General features: G+C 60.5%; 17 protein-coding genes. 9 read left to right on the top strand and 8 right to left on the bottom strand.

The genetic code is table 11. The features are described 5' to 3' along the window. Window positions 1-94: 94 nt before the first annotated feature. Window positions 95-2341 (top strand): TonB-dependent siderophore receptor, encoded by a 2247-nt coding sequence (locus EJA71_RS09275; RefSeq protein WP_158956165.1) that lies wholly within the window; start codon window positions 95-97, stop codon window positions 2339-2341. Window positions 2342-2524: 183 nt separating this feature from the next. Next, window positions 2525-2734 (top strand): hypothetical protein, encoded by a 210-nt coding sequence (locus tag EJA71_RS09280; protein WP_158956167.1) that lies wholly within the window; start codon window positions 2525-2527, stop codon window positions 2732-2734. An 85-nt stretch (window positions 2735-2819) separates the two neighbouring features. On the opposite strand, the gene EJA71_RS09285 is transcribed toward EJA71_RS09280, so the two are convergent. The 3 genes from EJA71_RS09285 to zapE form a co-directional block, all read right to left on the bottom strand. Then, window positions 2820-3317: a GNAT family N-acetyltransferase gene (locus EJA71_RS09285; RefSeq protein ID WP_158956169.1), complete on the bottom strand. Its 498-nt coding sequence runs from the start codon at window positions 3315-3317 to the stop codon at window positions 2820-2822. Between the two features lie 191 nt (window positions 3318-3508). Continuing rightward, a complete protein-coding gene (locus EJA71_RS09290; RefSeq protein WP_158956171.1) occupies window positions 3509-4090 on the bottom strand; it encodes a DinB family protein in 582 nt (193 codons plus the stop codon). Between the two features lie 17 nt (window positions 4091-4107). Beyond that, window positions 4108-5226 carry a cell division protein ZapE gene (gene zapE / locus EJA71_RS09295; protein WP_158956298.1) on the bottom strand — a complete coding sequence of 373 codons (1119 nt, stop codon included), beginning with the start codon at window positions 5224-5226 and terminating at the stop codon, window positions 4108-4110. Between the two features lie 585 nt (window positions 5227-5811). Here zapE and EJA71_RS09300 point away from each other — a divergent pair. Next, window positions 5812-6864, top strand: a complete 1053-nt coding sequence (locus tag EJA71_RS09300; protein WP_158956173.1) for an aldo/keto reductase — start codon at window positions 5812-5814, stop codon at window positions 6862-6864. A gap of 108 nt (window positions 6865-6972) precedes the next feature. Here EJA71_RS09300 and speB read toward each other — a convergent pair whose 3' ends face one another. Continuing rightward, window positions 6973-7932: an agmatinase gene (gene speB / locus EJA71_RS09305; protein WP_158956175.1), complete on the bottom strand. Its 960-nt coding sequence runs from the start codon at window positions 7930-7932 to the stop codon at window positions 6973-6975. 39 nt (window positions 7933-7971) lie between these two features. Further along, window positions 7972-9063 carry a polyamine ABC transporter substrate-binding protein gene (locus tag EJA71_RS09310; RefSeq protein ID WP_158956177.1) on the bottom strand — a complete coding sequence of 364 codons (1092 nt, stop codon included), beginning with the start codon at window positions 9061-9063 and terminating at the stop codon, window positions 7972-7974. Between the two features lie 99 nt (window positions 9064-9162). Between EJA71_RS09310 and EJA71_RS09315 the strand changes: the two genes are divergently transcribed. The 4 genes from EJA71_RS09315 (at window position 9163) to EJA71_RS09330 (ending at window position 12877) form a co-directional block, all read left to right on the top strand. Then, window positions 9163-10062 carry a LysR family transcriptional regulator gene (locus EJA71_RS09315; RefSeq protein ID WP_158956179.1) on the top strand — a complete coding sequence of 300 codons (900 nt, stop codon included), beginning with the start codon at window positions 9163-9165 and terminating at the stop codon, window positions 10060-10062. Window positions 10063-10276: 214 nt separating this feature from the next. After that, window positions 10277-11743, top strand: a complete 1467-nt coding sequence (locus EJA71_RS09320) for a nucleobase:cation symporter-2 family protein (RefSeq protein WP_158956181.1) — start codon at window positions 10277-10279, stop codon at window positions 11741-11743. Window positions 11744-11807: 64 nt separating this feature from the next. Further along, complete coding sequence (locus EJA71_RS09325; protein ID WP_158956183.1) at window positions 11808-12281, top strand: LEA type 2 family protein; 474 nt, start codon at window positions 11808-11810, stop codon at window positions 12279-12281. Window positions 12282-12331: 50 nt separating this feature from the next. Continuing rightward, window positions 12332-12877: a GNAT family N-acetyltransferase gene (locus EJA71_RS09330; protein WP_158956185.1), complete on the top strand. Its 546-nt coding sequence runs from the start codon at window positions 12332-12334 to the stop codon at window positions 12875-12877. Between the two features lie 133 nt (window positions 12878-13010). Here the strand turns inward: EJA71_RS09330 and EJA71_RS09335 are convergent, their stop codons facing one another. Then, window positions 13011-13934 carry a carbon-nitrogen hydrolase family protein gene (locus EJA71_RS09335; RefSeq protein WP_158956187.1) on the bottom strand — a complete coding sequence of 308 codons (924 nt, stop codon included), beginning with the start codon at window positions 13932-13934 and terminating at the stop codon, window positions 13011-13013. Window positions 13935-14018: 84 nt separating this feature from the next. Between EJA71_RS09335 and EJA71_RS09340 the strand changes: the two genes are divergently transcribed. Then, entirely contained in the window at window positions 14019-14927 is a 909-nt protein-coding gene (locus EJA71_RS09340; protein ID WP_158956189.1) for a LysR family transcriptional regulator, read from the top strand. A 4-nt stretch (window positions 14928-14931) separates the two neighbouring features. Here the strand turns inward: EJA71_RS09340 and EJA71_RS09345 are convergent, their stop codons facing one another. Beyond that, window positions 14932-15186: a hypothetical protein gene (locus EJA71_RS09345; RefSeq protein WP_007917411.1), complete on the bottom strand. Its 255-nt coding sequence runs from the start codon at window positions 15184-15186 to the stop codon at window positions 14932-14934. Between the two features lie 154 nt (window positions 15187-15340). Between EJA71_RS09345 and EJA71_RS09350 the strand changes: the two genes are divergently transcribed. After that, entirely contained in the window at window positions 15341-15658 is a 318-nt protein-coding gene (locus EJA71_RS09350; RefSeq protein WP_158956191.1) for a YqjD family protein, read from the top strand. 61 nt (window positions 15659-15719) lie between these two features. Here EJA71_RS09350 and EJA71_RS09355 read toward each other — a convergent pair whose 3' ends face one another. Next, window positions 15720-16760: an Ldh family oxidoreductase gene (locus EJA71_RS09355; protein WP_158956193.1), complete on the bottom strand. Its 1041-nt coding sequence runs from the start codon at window positions 16758-16760 to the stop codon at window positions 15720-15722. Window positions 16761-16762 lie beyond the last annotated feature (2 nt).

A 16762-nucleotide genomic window follows, 5' to 3' on the forward strand; every position in this document is an offset into this window, starting at 1 on the left:
ATAACAATATTTCTCGTTTGATACTAAATCGCAGATCCTCGCTTCGTCTTTGAACAAACGGAATTTTTCCCTCGAAGACAAGGAGTCGGCTGCGATGTTCGCGCCCATCACCCGTTCCATGACCCTCACCCTCGGCCTGTGCAGTGCAGCGTTCAGCGCTGATCTGCTGGCTGAAAACGATACCGAAAACCCAGTAAATCCCGCCACTACAGCGCTGGAACTCGCTGCGACCGACGTCACCGCCCAAGGCCTGGGAACCACCACTGAAAATACCGATGCCTACACCACCGGCGCCATGAGCACGGCGACGCGGCTGAACCTGTCGATCAAGGAAACCCCGCAATCGGTGTCCGTGATCACGCGTCAGCAGATGGATGATTTCAAGCTCGGTACATTGACCGAAGCCATGCAACAGACCACCGGGGTGGTGGTGCAGCATCTTGATTCCGACCGGGTCAGCTATTCGTCACGCGGCTACTCGATCAACAACTTCCAAATCGACGGGATGCTCAACACCTTCGGGCGAATGAAATCCGACGCCGATACCATCATCTACGATCGCATCGAGGTGGTACGCGGTGCCACGGGGTTGACGACGGGCGCGGGCGATCCGTCAGCGACCATCAACATGGTGCGCAAACGTCCGACGGCCCAGCTTCACGCCCTGGCCGGGGTCAGCGGCGGCAGCTATGACAATTACTACAGTTACGTCGACGTTGGCGGCCCGCTGGCCTTTGACGGTCGTTTGCGCGGGCGCACGGTTCTGGCCTATCGCGACAGTCAATCTTACAAAGACAAATACGCGCTGCAACGCGAGGTCGGCTACGGGATTCTCGAAGCGGATCTGACCGAATCGACCGTGTTGGCCGTGGGTTACGACTACCAGGACAAACAAGTGCAAGGCACCTCTTGGGGCACGGTGCCGTACTGGAACGCCGATGGCAGCAAGGCCGGGCTCGGTCGCTCAACCAACATGGCGACCTCGTGGAGTTCCTGGCCGCTGCGCGACAAGACCGCCTTCGCCACCCTGGATCAGCAACTGGCTGGCGGTTGGCATCTGAAAGCCGCGTACACCCATCGCAAAAGCGATTCCGACGGCAAAACGTATTATGGCGGTGGCGGTTTTCCTGAGGCCGATCGCAGCGGGATGGTCGCGTACATGGGGCACATGATCGGCGATCAGAGCATGAAGGCTTACGACTTCAATATTTCCGGCCCTTACTCGTTGCTGGGGCGTGAACACGAATTGATGCTGGGTTATGGCGAGGCCCAATACAGTGCCGATTCGCCCTATACCGTTGACGGCCCCCAAGCGGCCGATTACGGAAACATTCGTGACTGGAAATACATGGGCGACATCGGCAAATTCCCCGACACCGTGACCGGCCTCAGTGGCTCGAAAAGCCAGACCCGGCAAAAGGCCGGTTACCTCGCCACCCGCTTGAGTTTCACTGACCAATTGCACGCGGTGCTCGGCAGCCGTTACGGCAGTTGGGACGAATCCAGTCGCGACAACAGCTACGACAGCCAATTGCAGCTGAGCAGCGTCGACGCCACCCGTCAGCGCCAGAACGACATCTGGACGCCCTACGCCGGCCTGCTCTATGACCTGACCCCGGAGTACACCGCGTACGTCAGTTACACCGACATCTTCAAACCCCAGAGCAACCGGGACAGCAGTCGCAACTACCTCGATCCCGTCGTGGGCAGCAACTATGAACTGGGGCTCAAGGGCAGCCTGCTCGACGAACGCCTGAACCTGTCGACCGCCGTGTTCTGGAGCAAGCAGGACAACGTTGCCGAGGTCGACGATTCTGTTCCACCGGATCCGGTGACCGGCGAGGAGTTCTACAAAAGTGGCGGCAAAGGCAACAAGGTCAACGGTTTCGAAGCCGAAGTCTCCGGCGAAGTCCTCGCCGGCTGGAACATGACCGCAGGCTACACCTATACCCACTCGGCCGACGGCGAAAAGCAGCGCAGCAACACCAACCAGCCGCTGAACATGTTTCGCTTTTCCACGGCGTATCGCCTGCCGGGCCAATGGAACGCGCTGACCGTTGGTGGCGCGGTGAATTGGCAAAGTGACGTCTATGGCAATTCCAATCGTCCGGTCGGCCGGGGCGCCAATGGCCGGATCATTACCGAGCGCGCCCGCATCAGCCAGGACGCCTACACCGTGGTCAACCTGATGTCGCGGTATGAATTCGATCGGCACCTGTCGGCATCGCTGAACGTCAACAACCTGTTCGACAAGAAGTATTACGACAACGTCGGCTTCTACAACGGCGTGTACTGGGGTGACCCTCGCACCGTCACGCTGAGCCTGGACTGGAAGCTCTGATCGTCCCAGTGACGCGGTGCGCCTTCGCTTGAGGGGCGCCGCGTCTGTCAGATATCGCCCTGCAACATGCTGCAAAACCTACACTGATCAGGCGTTAACCCCGTGTTAATTCGCGCCACACAGACTCTCTTCCGAGATCTGCTTCATGGACGAACGGCTCCCACTTGTTCAGTAGGAGGCACCATGAAAATCACTACCGCAATCCTTGCCGGGCTATTCGCCCTGGGTTCTACCAGCGTATTTGCCGAAGGCGGCGCTGAGCGCATGCGTTATTACTACGACAACTTCCCGGTTCACCACGCCCAGAGCGAGCAGCAGAGCGACGCCAACGCGAAAGAAATTCGCGTTCCCGCCGATCAGACCGCGCAAGTGACCGAGTCCTATCGCAACTGAAATTTGCCGAGCAACCGATGGGCCTCCCATGGCTTCGCTCTGGCCTGGGAGAAGACAGTTAGGCGCCCTCTTCGGGCGCCTTTTTTTACGCTTGCAGATCCTTGATCCAGAACAGCATGCGCCCGTGTTCCGGATTGAACATGCCTGGCGCGAAGCCGAATTTGCCGTAGGCGTTCTGCGCCACGGCGTTGCCCTCGAGCACTTCGAGGGTGATCTTGCAGCAGCCGCGCTGGCGGGCAATGTCTTCGACCTTGCGCAGCATTTTCTGGCTCAGCCCGAGCCCACGGAATTTGCCCACCACCGCTACGTCGTGCACGTTGACCAGCGGCTTGCAGGCAAACGTGGAAAACCCTTCAAAGCAATTCACCAGCCCTGCCGGTTCGCCACCGACGAAGGCCAGCACACTGAACGCGTGCGGTCGACGAGCCAACTCTTCCGGCAGGCGCCGAAGCAGATCGGGATCCAGCGAATGACCGCCACCCATAGGGTCTTCGGCGTAATGATTGAGCACGATGCCGATGGCCTCGGCGTGCAGTGGATTGGTGTAGCTGGCCTGAAGCACAAGAATTTCTGCGGAATCCATTTCCATCCCCGATCAAACAAACCCCGGCGCGCAAAGTACGCGCTGATAGGCCGCTCGACCTTAGCGCGGGCGTGATCCGCCGGGCAACCCGCAACGGCAAAAGATCAAAAGATCGCAGCCTTCGGCAGCTCCTACATTGAAAGACCGTACTCTCTGTAGGAGCTGCCGAAGGCTGCGATCTTTTGCTGTTGTCAATGCCCCCAAATCAACGCTTCAGTCCAGCCGAGCTCGACGAAGTCCTGCGCACGCAGGGCACTTTCACCGGCACAAAAAAACTCGTCCAGTTGCGGCGGCTTCACCGACGTACCGCTGAGCATCGCGTGCACTTGACCACGGTGATGGAGTTGGTGTTCGAACAGGTGCGAGAGCATGCGCAAACGGCTGTCGTGCTGCGGTGTGTCGCGGGCGATGGTGACGATGCGGGCAAGGTCTGCGTCGCGCATTTGCTCGCAATAAGCGATCAGACGCCGATCGACGTGCGCCTGTTGTTCACGCAAGGGGGCAGCTTCGGTGAACGGCTCGTCCTGATTGAAAAACACGTAGCAGTCGGGATGCGGTTCGGCGCCGCGCAGTTCGCGTTCCAGTGCGTCAACGTAGAACCAGTCGCAGGTCAGAATATGATTGAGGGTCAGGCGAATGCTCGGGAAGAAACTCACCCGGGGCGCGGCCAGCTCGGCGTCGTCGAGTTGCGACCAGGCCTTGGCCAAGCGGTGATTGGCCCAGGAATTTTGATAGGCCATGGTCAGCAAGTGATGGGATAGCGGTTGACTCATGGTGGCGCCCTCTTCACTCAAGCGTCGGCAAAGCGCTGCAGCTGCATCTCCTGCAAGCGGCTGAGGGTCCGGCGGAAGGGAAATTCCAGGTAACCCTCGGTGTACAACGCGTCCATTGGCACGTGCGCTTCGATGTACAGCGGCACTTTGCGGTCGTAGCACTCGTCGACCAGCGCAATGAAGCGACGCACGCCGTCGTCATGCACTGACAACTGCGGCAGCTCGCGATCCCCGGCGATCACTCGTTCAGCGCCGTCCTCGGTGCCTCGGGCAATGCGGCCCTCGCGTTTCCGGGCGCTGAGATTGGGCACGTCGCTCATCAGGATAGCCCGGTAGCTATCGCACAGCGCGATGAAATCCATGGCGGCAAAGGGTTGCTCGCACAGATCAGCGTAGCGGCACCACAGCACCGACTCACTGGCCTGCACCACGTTCAGAACCCGATGGCCGACCGGCACTGGTTCGCTGCTGGAGCTCTGTTCCTGTGTCAGATCCTGAAACACCGTGCTCAGTGCGCTGGCCGAATCCGGCGTGGCGACAAAGTAACGTTGCTCGATGGCGCCCGGGTGCAAGCGATGGTCCTCGGCGCCATTGACCGGGACAACTTGCATATGCGCCTTGATCGCCGCAATCGCCGGGGTAAAGCGGTCGCGGTTGAAACCGTCGGCGTACAGATCGTCCGGGGGCAGGTTCGATGTGCAGACCACCACCACGCCTTCGTCGAACATCACCTGAAACAACCGGCCAAGAATGATCGCGTCGCCGATGTCATTGACGAACAGTTCATCGAAACACAGCACGCGCACTTCGGCGGCCAACTCCTTGGCCAGCGCCCGCAATGGATCAGCGATCCCGGTCAACTGGAACGAACGCTGGTGGACCCAGCCCATGAAGTGATGGAAATGCTGACGCCGCGCCGGCACCCGCAGGCTCTGATAGAACTGATCCATCAGCCAGGTCTTGCCGCGCCCGACCGGGCCCCACAGATAAACGCCGGTGACCGAACGGGCACCGGCATGCAAGGCTTCGTGGCATTTCTGCAGCGCCCAGACCGCGTGTTCCTGGGCTTCATCCTGGATGAAAGCCTTGTGTTGCACGGCGTGTTGCCAGGCACTTAAAGGGGAGTCGAAAGTCATGCGCGGCAGTATGCCACGATGCTCACCGGAGATATCCAGCCGCTCGATTTGATCGTTCCCACGCTCTGCGTGGGAATGCCGCCCGGGACGCTCCGCGTCCCTTCCAGAGCCGAACGCGGAGCGTCCGTAGAGGCATTCCCACGCGGAGCGTGGGAACGAGCTGAGTTCTGGCTGAGCGATGGTTTTGGCCGAGGCCAAGGTTTCGCTGGCATCGGTCAGCAGAGCTTCGTTTTTGGTGTCGGCGGTTACCGCGTACATGACGCGGGTTCTGCGGGGCGGTGGTATGGAGCCGGGTGGACAGAGGTAATGGTCGAGAGCGCGGTCGGCGGCTTGGTGGAGCTTTCTGGAATCGATGGATTCGTAGGTTGATGTGGGATCGATGTTCGGACGGTTGGGTGTTGGTTTGATCATGGTGAATCTCCGTGAAGGTCTGAGCCGCCACGACTTATCGCTAAACGTCCCGCCGTAACCGGCTGACCGTTGAGCACCCAGCGTATTGACAGTCAATATTACCAGCATCATATTGGCGCCATATTTCACCCGTAATTTTATTCTCACAGAGCGATTTTCATCGAGGGCGTTGCCATGCACTACAAGGTTTTCGGTCGTAAAACCGGCCTGCGCGTTTCGGAACTGGCGCTCGGCGCCGGCAACTTCGGCACTGGTTGGGGCCACGGCGCGGAACGCGATGAGGCCAAGCGCATCTTTGATGGCTATCTCGAAGCCGGGGGCAATTTCATTGATACCGCCAATGGCTATCAGGGTGGGCAATCGGAATCGATGCTCAGCGAATTCATCGCTCCGGAGCGTGACCGCCTGGTAATCGCCACCAAATACAGCATGGGGACTACGCCGGCGGACGGCATTTCCCACACCGGCAACAGCCGTAAAAACATGGTGCGCGCCGTCGAAGAAAGCCTGAAACGCTTGAACACCGATCACATTGATCTGTTCTGGGCGCATATCAGCGATGGCGTGACGCCTATGGAAGAAATCTTGCGTGGGTTCGATGATCTGGTACGCGCGGGGAAAATTCACTACGCCGGATTGTCCAATTTCCCGGCATGGCGCATCGCCCGCGCCGACGTGCTTGCAGAGGTGCGTGGCTTCGCGCCGATTGCGGCGATTCAGGTCGAATACAGCCTGGCCGAGCGCAGCGCCGAACGCGAGTTGCTGCCCATGGCTGAAGCCCTCGGCTTGGCCGCCACGCTGTGGTCACCCCTGGGCGGCGGCTTCCTCACCGGCAAATATCGCGGCAACGATGACAACAACCGTGCCGCCAAACTCGGCATGTTGGTGCATGCGGAAAAGAGCGCCCGGGAAACCGCCCTTCTCGACACCTTGCTCGCCGTCGCTGCTGAACTCGACGCCAGCCCGACCCACGTCGCCATTGCCTGGCTACGGGAAAAAGCCAAACGCTCGACCACCGCGCTGATTCCGATTCTTGGGTCGCGCACCCGCGAACAACTTGACGCGACGTTGGGTGCACTCGACGTGCAATTGAGCGATGACCAACTGGCCCGACTCGATGGCATCAGCAGCACGGCGGCGGGTGTTCCACACGAGACGATTGTCAGCTCTGCGCCGCGTTATACCGGTTCGCAGGCGCTGGATTTGCCTAAGGTTCCGGTGGCGTGAGGGTTTGGGGATCTGCTTGCGAAGGCGTCAGGCCAGCTAGTACAGCGGTTAGCTGATCTGACGCCTTCGCGAGCAAGCTCGCTCCCACAGGGGTTCTGCACACGGGTTTTAATAATCGACTTTGTGGCGGGCGGCGTAGAGGCAGAGCATTTCCATGGCCAGCGTGGCGGCGGCGAGTGAGGTGACGTCGGCGTGATCGTAGGCCGGGGCGACTTCGACCACGTCCATGCCGACCAGATTGATCCCGCGCAAACCGCCGAGAATCTCCAGCGCCTGCACCGTGCTCAAACCGCCACACACCGGCGTACCCGTGCCGGGGGCGAAGGCCGGGTCGAGGCAGTCGATGTCGAACGTCAGATAAACCGGGTTATCGCCGACCCGCGCGCGGATCGCTTCGACAATCGCTTCGCAGCCACGCCGATGCACCTGCCGCGCATCGAGAATTTGAAAACCCATCGGGTCGTCATTGGTGGTGCGCAGACCGATCTGCACCGAGCGCGCTGGATCGACCAGCCCTTCCCGCGCGGCATGCCAGAACATGGTGCCGTGATCGACGCGCTTGCCCTCTTCGTCCGGCCAGGTGTCGCTGTGCGCATCGAAGTGAATCAGCGACAGTGTGCCGTGCTTGCGCGCATGAGCTTTGAGCAGCGGATAGCTGATGAAGTGATCGCCGCCGAAGGTGAGCATGGCGCTGCCGGCATTGAGAATGCGCTCGGCATGGGCTTCGATGCTTTCCGGGATGCTGTGCGGTGAGCCGTAATCGAAATCGCAGTCGCCATAATCGATCACCGCCAGATGATCGAACGGGTCGAACGCCCACGGCCAGTGGCGCTCCCAGGCTATCCCGGTGGACGCGGCACGAATCCCGCGCGGCCCGAAACGTGCGCCGGGGCGGTTGCTGGTGGCGGTGTCGAACGGCACGCCGCTGACGGCGACATCGACGCCACGCAAGTCTCGGCTGTAGCGCCGGCGCATGAAACTGGTGATGCCGGCGTAGGTGCTTTCGGCAGCAGTGCCGTAAAGGCTGTCACGGGTCATGGCCTGGTCGTTTTGCATTGGCACGTCCATCGGAGTGCTCCTTCTTATTTTATTGAGAACTATTGAGGACTATTGGTGGCTACGGAACGTGGTCCAGAGGCGCGTGCGCTGGCGCATGTCCTTGAGACTCATGCTGCGGTCGGCGTACAGCCGTGCGCGCACATCGCTCGGCGGGTAGATGTCGGGATCGCTGCGCACCGCTTCATCCACCAACGGCGTCGCAGCCTGATTGGCGGTGGCGAAGAACAGCGTGTTGGTCAGTTCAGCCACCGATTCGGGGCGCAACATGAACTCGATAAACGCTCGGGCGGCGTCCGGGTGCGGCGCGTCTTTCGGAATGGCGAGATTGTCTTGCCAGATCAGCGTGCCTTCCTTGGGAATGCGATACGCGACTTCGTACGGCTTGTTGGCCTTGCGTGCCTGATCGGCGGCCATGCTCGCATCACCGTTGTAAGTCAGCGCCAGACACACATTGCCGCTGGCCAGATCATTGATCTGTCGACCGGTAGCGACGTAGAGCACCGACGGTTGGAGTTTTTGCAATAGCGCCTCGGCCGCCGCCAGGTCCTGTTTGTCGGTGCTGTAAGGGTCTTTGCCCAAATAATGCAGGGCCAGACCGATGACTTCCTGCGGCGAATCCAGAATCGCAATCCCGCAGTCCTTGAGCTTGCTAGCGTATTCGGGTTTGAACAGCAGGTCGAGGCTGTTCAGCGGCACGTCCGGCAGACGCTGCTTTACCGCTTCGACATTCATGCCCAGCCCCAACGTGCCCCAGGTATACGGCACGCCATAGCGATTGCCGGGGTCGACGGCGGCGAGTTTCTCCAGCAAGTCCGGATCAAGATTGGCGTAGCCCTTGAGGCCCGCGTGGGGAATTTCTTTCAGGGCGCCGGCGGCCAATCCACGGGCCAGCACGCTGGAGGATGGCACCACCACGTCATAACCGCTGCCGCCGGTAAGCAGCTTGGTTTCCAATACTTCGGAAGTATCGAAGGTGTCGTAGCGCACATGAATCCCGGTTTCCTGCTCGAAACGCTGCAGGGTCTGCGGCGGTACGTAATCGGCCCAGCTGTAGAGGTTGAGGGTTTTGTCCTCGGCCTGAGCCTGGATGGCCACGGACAACAACAGCGCTGGGAAACACAGCTTGAAAAAGGGAGCCATGACGAACACCTGACCAGAGGAAGTGGTTGCAGGATGCGCCATCGGATACATTAGAAAAATAGCGCAATAATCATCCTGACTTTATCCCGGAGTAATGTGATGTTGGGGCAACTCCACGACTTGGATCTACAGTTGCTGCGCCTCTTTGTGCGGGTGGTCGAGTGCGGTGGTTTCAGTGCCGCGCAAGGTGATCTGGGCCTGAGCCAGTCGAGCATCAGCCAGCAAATGGCCAAACTGGAAACGCGCCTGGGCTATCGCCTGTGCAGCCGGGGCAAGGGCGGATTCAGCGTGACGCCCAAGGGTGAGCAATTGCTGCTCGCCGTGCGCGCGCTGTTCGAGTCGATCGAACTGTTTCGCCATCAATCCAACGGCGTCGCCGGGCGCTTGATCGGTGAAGTGCGTCTGGGGATTTCCGAGTCGGTCGATCAGTCGGTGCTGCAACGTGTCGCCGAAGCGATCCGGCGTTTTCGTCAGCGCGACGAATCGGTACGGATCGAGTTGATCAGCGCCATGCCCGGCGAAATGGAGCGTCTGCTGTTGCAACAGCGGCTGGATCTGGCGATCGGCTATTTCTCGCAAGTGCAGAGCGCCTTCGATTACCGCCAGTTATTCAGCGAAACCCAGCATTTGTATTGCGCGCCGGGCCATCCGTTGTTCAGCGAATCGACGCCCAGCGATGCAGCGCTCGAGGCGTGCGACCGAGTCGATCATCCGTACCGTTTTCTGCGCAGCGACGAGCCGTTCCAGGGCAAGGTCTGTTCGGCGCGTTCGGAGCAGGTCGAGGGCACGTTGGCGTTTATCCTGTCGGGCAAACATGTCGGTTATCTGCCGGACCACTACGCGCGGGGCTGGCAGGATAGAGGTTTGCTGCGCACCGTGCGTGAAGGCGAGTTGAGTTTCGAGGTGGCATTTCATCTGGCGCGGCATCGGGCGCAGGTGCCGGGGGATGCGCAAAAAGCCTTTGAACAGGACTTATTGGCTGCCTTCAAACCTGTGTAGGAGCTGCCGGAGGCTGCGATCTTTTGATCTTGATCCAAAAAAACAAAATCAAAAGATCGCAGCCTTCGGCAGCTCCTACAGAATCGGTTCGGCTCCTCACCCCAATAAAACCTGACCTTTCAGGCAGTTATTGCTCGTTGCCCTCGCCGTCCTCTTGCGGCATTCTGCGCGTCCATTTTTTGACCCGGCACCGCCTCGCGGCACGCAAATCACCATGACCGCCTCTGAAAAAGTCCCGCGCAACAACGATCTGATCTACGGCCTCAACGACCGTCCGCACCTCACCGCCACCGTCTTCGCCGCGTTGCAACACGTGCTGGCCAGCTTCGTCGGCATCATCACGCCGACGCTGATCATGGGCGGCGCCCTCGGTCTGCAAAGTGAAATCCCCTACCTGATCAGCATGGCGCTGTTCGTCTCCGGCCTCGGCACGTTTGTGCAGGCCAAGCGATTCGGCCCGGTTGGTTCGGGATTGCTGTGCCTGCAAGGCACCAGTTTTTCCTTTATCAGCGTGATTCTCAGCGCCGGCTTCATGGTCAAGGCGCGTGGCGGCGGCACCGATGAAATTCTCTCGACGATCTTCGGCGTGTGTTTCTTCGCCGCGTTCATCGAAGTGGTGTTGAGCCAGTTCATCGGCAAATTGCGCATGCTGATCACCCCGGTGGTCACCGGCACGATCATCACGCTGATGGGCCTGTCGCTGATCAAAGTCGCGATGACCGACATTGCCGGCGGTTTCGGCGCGGCGGATCTCGGCGCGTCCAGCCATGTGTTCCTCGCGGCGCTGGTGATTGGCACCATCGTTGTGCTGAACCGCGTCGATGTGCCGTTCCTGCGTCTGGGCGCCATTGTGATCGGCCTCACCCTCGGTTACGTCGTCGCCTGGCTGATGGGCACTGTGGATTTCGCCTCGATGCCTGAGGTGCCTCTGGTCAGCGTGCCCGTGCCGTTCAAGTACGGTTTCAATTTCGACTGGGTGGCGTTCGTGCCGGTGGCGGTGATTTTCCTCGTCTCGCCGCTGGAAGCCGCCGGCGATCTGACCGCCAACTCGATGATCTCGCGGCAACCGGTGAAAGGCCCGTTGTACATCCGTCGGATCAAGTCCGGGCTGCTCGCCGACGGCCTCAACTCGGCGATGGCGGCGGTGTTCAACAGCATGCCGATGGTGACCTTCGCGCAGAACAACGGCGTGATTCAGCTGACCGGCGTGGCCAGCCGCTACGTGGCCTTCTTCATTGCTGGCCTGCTGGTGCTGCTGGGTTTGTTCCCGATGATCGGCGCGGTGCTGCAACTGATGCCGAAACCGGTGCTCGGCGGTGCTGAACTGGTGATGTTCGGCACCGTCGCCGTGGCCGGGATCAAGATCCTCGCCGAAGCCGGCCTGCATCGGCGCAACATGCTCATCGTGGCCATTTCCCTCGGCATGGGCCTGGGTATCGCGGCGGTGCCGGAAGTGCTGCGTGAACTGCCGCAAGCGCTGCGCAACATCTTCGAATCGCCGATCACCGTCGGGGCGTTGTGCGCTATCGTGCTGAACATCTTCCTGCCTGAAGAATTCATCGAGCTGGAAGAAGACGATTTCGACCCGGAAGCTTCCATTCTTCAGGTCATGGAAAACCCGGACATGCCGGCCAAGGGTGAACCAGCCCAGCCAGCGGCTGTCGCACAGTTGAACCGTTAAACATTGCGTTGCAGAAAGGGCTGCGCCGGTGACGGTTCAGCCCTTTTTCGTTGAGAGACTGTTTATGCGCCGCGTCCAAGCCGTGATTCTGTCGTTACTGTTGTTGTCGCTCAGTGCCTGCGCGCTGTTTCCCAACCGTGATCCGGTCAACATCAACGTGGTTGGCCTCGAACCGTTGCCGAGCCAGGATCTGGAAGTGCGTTTCGCGATCAAACTGCGCGTGAAGAACCCCAATGATACGGCCATCGATTACAACGGCATCGCCCTGGATCTGGACGTCAATGGCCATTCCCTGGCCTCGGGTGTCAGCGACCAGAGCGGTTCGATCCCGCGTTTTTCCGAAACCATTGTCAGCGTCCCGGTCAGCGTTTCCGCGTTCTCGGTACTGCGCCAGACCCTTGGCCTGAGCCAGACGCAAACCCTCGACAATCTCCCCTACGTGTTGCGCGGCAAACTCGCCGGCGGCTTGTTCGGCACCATGCGCTTTGTCGACAGCGGCACGCTGAGCTTGCCCAAGGCCACTGCCGCGACCTGGTAAAAATGCGTTAGCCTCCAGCGTTCTATAAGGACACTTGGAGGCCGCAGGTTATGGACGACACACCGACGCTGCACACCGAACGGCTGATATTGCGCCCGATGGAACTGGCCGACGCCGAGGCGGTGCAACAAATGTTCCCGCACTGGGACGTGGTGCGCTATCTCAACGCCGCCGTGCCATGGCCGTATCCGGATGACGGCGCCCTCACCTATTTGCGCGACATTGCCTTGCCGGCAGTGGCGGCTGGCAAGGAATGGCACTGGTCGATTCGCCTGAAATCGGCACCGCAGCAGTTGATCGGCAATGTCAGCCTGATGGATCAGCCAGACAACAACCGTGGCTTCTGGCTCGCGCCGGCGTGGCAGGGTCAGGGACTGATGACTGAAGCAAGTACGGCAGTGACCGATTACTGGTTCAACGTACTGAATCGCCCACTGATGCGCGTGCCGAAAGCGGCGCCGAACATTGGCTCGCGCAGGCTTTCCGAGCGGGTTGGCATGCGCTTGATTCGCAGTGATGAAGATGATTTTGTCGGCGGGCGGTTTCCGCGGGAGATCTGGGAAATTACCCGGGAAGAATGGCGGCAACGGCGCTAATCTCAAACCCTGTGATTTTCCCCGTAGGAGTGAGCCTGCTCGCGATAGCGGTATGTCATTCAACATCGATGTTGACTGAGTGAACGCCATCGCGAGCAGGCTCACTCCTACAGGTTTTGTGTAAAGTCTCAGGTCAGGTGTTGAAGCGCACCCCCGGTTTCGCGCGTTCATCGACGCTCAACTCAAACACATCCGGCCGCGCATAGTGGCCAACCACGTCGTAGTCGTAACGCGCGCGAATCAATTCATCGGTATCAATCTCAGCGGTCAATAGCCCGGCCTCCCCGCGCAACGGCCCCGCCAATACATCGCCCATTGGCCCGACAATCACGCTGCCGCCAGCAATCAACGGGCGATCCGCCGGCCAGTTGGCAATCTCCACGCCCAGTTCTTCAGGCGATGCCTGCACCTGACAGGCACTGACCACAAAGCAGCGACCTTCGTGAGCGATATGGCGCATGCTGACCTGCCACATTTCCCGTTCGTCCACGGTCGGCGCGCACCACACTTCGACGCCTTTGGCGTACATCGCCGTGCGCAGCAGCGGCATCATGTTTTCCCAGCACACCACCGCGCCGACCTTGCCGACCTGGGTGTCGAGCACCGGCAGGGTCGAGCCGTCGCCCTTGCCCCAGATCAGGCGTTCGGTGCCGGTGGGCATCAGTTTGCGGTGTTTGGCCAGCAGCCCGGCCTGCGGGTCGAAATACAGCGCCGTGCAATACAAGGTGCTGCCGGCCCGCTCGATCACGCCGATGACCAGATTGGCCCCGGTGCGCGCCGACAAACCGGCCAGTGCTTCGGTCTCCGCGCCAGGCACATCAATCGCATTGGCGAAATAACGCGCGTAGGCCTCACGCCCTTCCGGCAAGCGATAACCCAGTTGCGTGCCGAAGCCCTCGCCTTTCGGGTAGCCACCGAGCAAGGCTTCCGGCATGACCACCAGCGCCGCGCCGGCTTCGATGATCGCTTCTTCCCAGCTGAGAATCTGTTCCAGGGTTTCGCCTTTGCCACCGGGCAAGGCGCCAATTTGCAGGGCAGCAACAATTGACTTGGGCATTGCATTCACTCCGTCCGGTTCAGATGTTGCCGATTCTGCGGCGCCACGCGATCATGAATAAAGCCCAAATCACTGCTGAATGATATGAACCAAATGAATATCGCCAACATCGACCTCAACCTGCTGAAAGTCTTCGAAGCGTTGCATGAAGAATCCAGCGCCAGCCGCGCAGCCTTGCGTCTGGGTGTGACGCAATCGGCGGTCAGTGCCGCGCTGCGGCGGCTGCGCGAGGTGTACGGCGACCCGTTGTTCGTGCGCACCGGACGCGGCCTGGCCCCGACGCTTAGGGCCAACCAGTTGAAACCGGTGGTCAGCGACGCCCTCGACAAGTGTCGCCAAAGCCTGGCGATGGTCGATCCGACGGCCAACCACTATGACGGACGCTCGGTCACCGTGGGCCTGTCGGACGACTTCGAAATTGCCTACGGACGTCGCTTGATCGAAGAGGTCGCCCGCAGCGCGCCCAAGCTGCGGCTGATCTTTCGCCAGACCCACAGCCAGATTGTCGCTCGCGCATTGATGGAGCGCAGCATCGACCTGGCGATCACCGCCGGTGGATTTGCCGAACGTCTGCTCAGTCGTCAAGTATTGGGTGAAGGAGGTTATGCGTGTCTGGTCGACCCGGCGAGTCTGGCGCCCGGCCAACGGCAGATCAGTCTGGAAGAGTTCGTCGCCCGCGAACACATTCTGGTGTCATCGGGCGGTTTTATCGGGATCACCGATGAAGGGCTGGCCGCGCTCGGGCTGAGTCGGCGGGTGTGCGCCTCGACCACGCATTTCGCCGCATTGCCCTGGCTGCTCAAGGGCAGCCACGCGGTGGCAACGATCCCGGCGCACGCCGCCGAGGGTATCGCCGCGCTCAGCGGTTTGAGTCTGCTGCCCTGCCCGCTGGCCCTGCCGCGCTACCCGATCGAGTTGGGTTGGCGGACCAGCACGCAGATCGATCCGGTGGTGGTAAAAGTGCGCGAGGCGATTGCCGCAAGTTTCCGCTGAAGGCTTACTTGTTCGCTGCCATCAGTCGATTGACTTCACTGCGCACCATATTGGCGAACTCCGGCGGCGACATGCCGTCGAGTTCCGCGCGGACCCATTCAGCCCATTTGCCCTTGCGCTTGCCGCGCTCGCCGAACAACCGCGCGGCCTCGCCTTTGGCTTTGCCCAGATTGTTCTGCCAGAGTTCGAACAGACGGGATTTCTCGTCTTCCAGCGCAGCGCGCTCTGCGAGGGATTTGTCGGCCAGATTGAAACTCATGGGGAATTATCCTGCTGCGTAAAATGGCGACATCTTACACGCTCGGCTGAAATCTCCCGCGCAGGTTTTTCTTTCTCACCTAAATTCAGTGCAACTTTTCGCGCAACGTCGCACTCCATTGATCACTGTCCATTCATCAGCAAGGAGTTACCCAATGGCCCGTAAATCTGCCGTGCAAGCCGCTCAGGATCAAATCAAGGATCAAGCTTTCAGCGAGCTGCAGGCTCTTATCGAAGAATCGGACAAACTGCTCAAAAGCAGCGCCTCACTGGTCGGCGAAGAAGCGGAGACCCTGCGGGGTCAGATCGCGCAGAAGCTGCAACAGGCGCTGGATTCGGTGTCGAGCGTACGTGACCGCACCAAACCGGCGGTCGATGCCACTGAAAGCTACATCGGTGGCCATCCTTGGCAGACCGTGGCGATTTCCGCCGGTTTCGGCCTGGTTGTCGGGCTGCTGCTCGGTCGCCGTTAAGCGCAGATGCACATGAAAAAGGCGAGCCATTGGGCTCGCCTTTTTCTTGCCTGGCGAAAACCTATTGCCCGGCCAGTTCGCGCAGTTGGCCCAGGGTTTGTTCGTCGAGGTCGATACCGTCGGCCAGCGATTTGGCGCGCTGCAGATGTCGACGGTCACCCGGCAGGCGCTTGAGCCCGACGCCGTGCATCTGCCGCACCAGTTCCTGACTGCGCTCGGCAAAACTCTGTCCGGCGGATTTGCTCGGGTCAATGACGATGAGCAATTGCCCGGTCCATGGGGTTTTCGCCCCAGGATGATTCGACCAGTCAAACTCAAAGGAAAAATTGCCGCCCGTGAGCGCAGCGGCCAGCAACTCGACCATCATCGACAACGCCGAGCCTTTATGGCCGCCAAACGGCAGCAGCGCCCCGCCTTCGAGAATCGCCTTGGGGTCCTGAGTCGGCTGACCCAGGCTGTCGACGCCCATCCCCGCTGGCAGGCGCTCGCCTTTGCGCGCGGCAATCTGCACGTCGCCATGGGCGATGGCGCTGGTGGCCAGATCGAACACAATCGGCGCGCCACCGGCACGCGGCGCGGCGAAGGCAATCGGGTTGGTGCCGAACAGCGGCCGATCGGCGCCGTGGGGCACCACGCACGTCATGCTGTTGACCACGCTCAACGCCACCAGGCCTTCTTCGGCGAACGGCTCAACATCGGGCCAAAGTGCGGCGAAGTGATGCGAGTTACGGATCGCCAACACCGCGATTCCGGCATGCCTGGCCTTCTCCACCAGTAGCGCTCGCGCCGCCGCCAGCGCGGGTTGCGCAAAACCGTTGCACGCATCCACGCGAACAAAACCCGGCGCGACATCCTCGACCTGCGGGATGGCCTGACCGTTGACCCAGCCACTTTTCAGTGTCGAGACGTAACCGGGGATGCGAAACACACCGTGACTGTGCGCGCCATCGCGCTCGGCACCGGCACAGTTAGCCGCGAGCGAACGGGCGACCTCGGCGGAGGTGCCGTGATTGAGGAAAATCGTTTCGAGCAGTTGCGTCAGCGCATCGAATGACAAAGCAGGTGAAACAGCAGCAGGGACAGCATCGTGTGGCGCAGACATCT

Origin of the sequence: Pseudomonas sp. PB106 (assembly GCF_009764645.1) — a bacterium.
In the GTDB taxonomy this organism is placed as follows: Bacteria; Pseudomonadota; Gammaproteobacteria; order Pseudomonadales; family Pseudomonadaceae; genus Aquipseudomonas.

Bases quoted from the DNA above. Each gene is read 5' to 3' on its own strand.
- speB (WP_158956175.1), bottom strand. From the start codon at position 7,932: ATGGACGTGCCAATGCAAAACGACCAGGCCATGACCCGTGACAGCCTT.
- EJA71_RS09340 (WP_158956189.1), top strand. From the start codon at position 14,019: ATGAACCAAATGAATATCGCCAACATCGACCTCAACCTGCTGAAAGTC.
- EJA71_RS09325 (WP_158956183.1), top strand. From the start codon at position 11,808: ATGCGCCGCGTCCAAGCCGTGATTCTGTCGTTACTGTTGTTGTCGCTC.
- EJA71_RS09310 (WP_158956177.1), bottom strand. From the start codon at position 9,063: ATGGCTCCCTTTTTCAAGCTGTGTTTCCCAGCGCTGTTGTTGTCCGTG.
- EJA71_RS09315 (WP_158956179.1), top strand. From the start codon at position 9,163: ATGTTGGGGCAACTCCACGACTTGGATCTACAGTTGCTGCGCCTCTTT.
- EJA71_RS09290 (WP_158956171.1), bottom strand. From the start codon at position 4,090: ATGAGTCAACCGCTATCCCATCACTTGCTGACCATGGCCTATCAAAAT.
- EJA71_RS09335 (WP_158956187.1), bottom strand. From the start codon at position 13,934: ATGCCCAAGTCAATTGTTGCTGCCCTGCAAATTGGCGCCTTGCCCGGT.
- EJA71_RS09345 (WP_007917411.1), bottom strand. From the start codon at position 15,186: ATGAGTTTCAATCTGGCCGACAAATCCCTCGCAGAGCGCGCTGCGCTG.
- EJA71_RS09350 (WP_158956191.1), top strand. From the start codon at position 15,341: ATGGCCCGTAAATCTGCCGTGCAAGCCGCTCAGGATCAAATCAAGGAT.
- zapE (WP_158956298.1), bottom strand. From the start codon at position 5,226: ATGACTTTCGACTCCCCTTTAAGTGCCTGGCAACACGCCGTGCAACAC.
- EJA71_RS09330 (WP_158956185.1), top strand. From the start codon at position 12,332: ATGGACGACACACCGACGCTGCACACCGAACGGCTGATATTGCGCCCG.
- EJA71_RS09275 (WP_158956165.1), top strand. From the start codon at position 95: ATGTTCGCGCCCATCACCCGTTCCATGACCCTCACCCTCGGCCTGTGC.
- EJA71_RS09320 (WP_158956181.1), top strand. From the start codon at position 10,277: ATGACCGCCTCTGAAAAAGTCCCGCGCAACAACGATCTGATCTACGGC.
- EJA71_RS09285 (WP_158956169.1), bottom strand. From the start codon at position 3,317: ATGGATTCCGCAGAAATTCTTGTGCTTCAGGCCAGCTACACCAATCCA.
- EJA71_RS09300 (WP_158956173.1), top strand. From the start codon at position 5,812: ATGCACTACAAGGTTTTCGGTCGTAAAACCGGCCTGCGCGTTTCGGAA.
- EJA71_RS09280 (WP_158956167.1), top strand. From the start codon at position 2,525: ATGAAAATCACTACCGCAATCCTTGCCGGGCTATTCGCCCTGGGTTCT.
- EJA71_RS09355 (WP_158956193.1), bottom strand. From the start codon at position 16,760: ATGTCTGCGCCACACGATGCTGTCCCTGCTGCTGTTTCACCTGCTTTG.